2 protein-coding genes are annotated in these 2,615 nt (G+C 36.2%); both read right to left on the bottom strand.

All coding sequences use genetic code 11. The annotated features are described in order from the left end of the window. Positions 1-1,958 (bottom strand): hypothetical protein (locus AC1DND_RS25355; protein WP_477585307.1); only part of this gene is annotated, 1,958 nt, incomplete at its 3' end. 141 nt (positions 1,959-2,099) lie between these two features. Further along, positions 2,100-2,615: BamA/TamA family outer membrane protein (locus AC1DND_RS25350; protein WP_477585306.1), on the bottom strand; the 516-nt coding region annotated here is incomplete at its 5' end.

Raw genomic sequence — 2,615 nt, 5'->3', positions numbered from 1 at the left:
TTCGATAAACGTGCGATATCGACCATTGAAGTTAACTGCCAAAGACGGATATTTTTGAGATACAACAAATCAAATGGCCGATCTGGTGCAATTTCCTGTCCGATGTAAATATCGTACTCCACTCCATCAGTTCTGAATTTGGCAAAATAACAAGGGTATGAAGCCTGTAAATTAGCCTGCGATTTTTCGAGGTACTGACTCACTTCGGTATTGATCAGCTGCATCGAAATTTCCAACTGCCTGCGATTTGCAAAAGCAGCGCCAGTTTCTGGAACAATTACTTCGAAATAACGATCTACAAATTCAGCTGTTATCGGGTAATTTCCTTTTATAATTGATAAGAAAGGGTAAACTTCGATTTCTAAAAACTCGTTCAGTTTATTTTCTTCGTTTGATGAAGCAAAATCGCCGATGCGTTTAATCCAGTCTTTACAATTGAACAATAGTTTATCGGTAAGTTCTAAAGAAACATGCTTACGGATGGCTTTTAAAGTATCAATTAAACTATTTAACTGCACTTCCATATCATCTTTTAAAGCTTTATTTCGCTCTATTGTAGAATTACGGATATCAATTGCGCCAAACAGCGGATACATATGTTTAAAGGTGATCGTTTCGATTTCCTTTAATTTATGGTAACTGTTATTCTGCTGAAGAAAATGCCAAACAGCTTCGTTAAATTTCCATTGTACCGATGGTTGCAAGGCGGTAAACTTATCCATCAGCACTTCGTCCATTTTAGCATCAAATTCTTCGATACTGTATTGGAAAAGTTGACCGATTAAAGGCATTGCCGGGCGTAACCTCGATAAAAGTTTATCATCAACCACTACTTCCTCATTCGAATAAACCTCTAAAACGCCAGCCAACTGCGTATTGTAATATACAGGCAGTACTGAGTAAGAACAAACACCAGCGGCTTTTAAAACCCTTAAAAAAGGATCTTTATCAATCTGATCGTCATTAATAGCGCTTACAAAAATCGACCTTGGATTTTCTTTATACTTATCAACCAACGAATAAAAAACTTCTTCTTCGAGATTGGATGATTTTGCCGAATTAATCAGCATACTTTGTGAAAACTCCTGATTATCGAAAACGAGCTTATTGTTAACGGTTAAAAAAGGCATTAAACCAAATTCGAGTTTTCCGTTTCCGCTAAGCGTTTTTAAAGCGTGGATTACGTGTGTATAGGCTTCGGTTTGATAACTGTGATTAACAAGCGCATCGCGGATACCATCTATAGCATGTTGCAAGGTCACATCTGTTATTGAGATGATGCTGAATCCTTCAAAGTGAAAATCTTGTAAAGGCAGGTGTTTTACCAGGTATTCCAGTTCGGTTTCGTCTTGAAAATGCTTGCCCAGTTCTTCAAAATTAAGTTCAGGTAAATCGCCCTTATGCATAATATCTACAAACTTCGTATCGGTTTGGATATTATAGTATTGTGTCAGTTTTGTTTCCTGATTAATGTGCGCATAAATGATCTCATTTTTCAGCACTGAAGTAAAATTATAAAAACGGCCTAAAATAACATTGTAAATAAACTTAAGCTGTTTTTTCTCAATAGGCTCGTTGTCTTTCGTTACTTTATTTTTAGGATCATGATCCTTAAAAAATTTATAGAATGCATTGGTGCTAAAGAAAATCTGATCTGGAATTGGGGTACTTAAAGCCCAAAACAAATCATCTTCATTATCCATTAAAGGGGTTAGAATGGTAAAAATTAATTCTAAGGTATCTTTATATTGAGATAAATCTTCGGCACTGATGTTGCCAAGCAGCACATCGTCTTTTTCAATTTTTTGAAGTAAAAACCTGTAAAATTCAGATTTTACCGATTTTTCTGTTTTCAATCTGCCTTTTAAATATTCCACAAGTGGGCGGAAAGACAGAGATGATTCTACCTGGCAATGTATACATTCGTTTTTATGTATCTGTATTACATTGGTATTCATTGTATAAGTTTTGCTATAGTGTAAATTTTATTGTTATCTATTTAATTACTAATTCATTGCAAAGATACATACTCATTAAAGCAATGTTCGTCTGCTGAACGTAATACTTGGATATTACATCTATTAATATGTTACACAAATTTAGTACCTAAAATTAAGCGATACGTATGGGTACCAGCCATCAGACGAGTGTCCCATTACAAAACGCACAACTGTAAGTGATGCTGGTGCAAAATAAACGCCCCCTCCTACACCATGGTGCCATAATGTAGAAGTTTCGTCACGTTTCCAAACCCTACCTACATCATAAAAACCCAATAAGCCAACTTGTCCGGGTAAAACATAACTAACCAGATCGCCAAGCTTGGCCCTAAGCTCTAAGTTGTTATAAAAAGTATGTTCGCCGGCAAACCTGAACTGGCGATACCCTAAGAGATTCCCTTGTCCGCCCAGATATAAGGCCTGATAAAAAGCTGGTTTACCAATAGTTACCCCTCCACCAAAACGATCTGCCAAAATGAAGTTTTTTCTGCCATCAAGGTTTTTGTACAAAGCTATACTGGCCGTAAACTGTCCGTAAGAATTTGAGTATTTGTTAACGCCTTTATAACCCAAAAGTTTAAAATCAACATAACTGCCCAAAGTTGGTAACAAATC

The organism is Pedobacter sp. 01N416, from assembly GCF_056399685.1.
The sequence above is the reverse complement of the archived record's forward strand: the minus strand, read 5'-3'. Positions and strand labels throughout refer to the sequence as shown.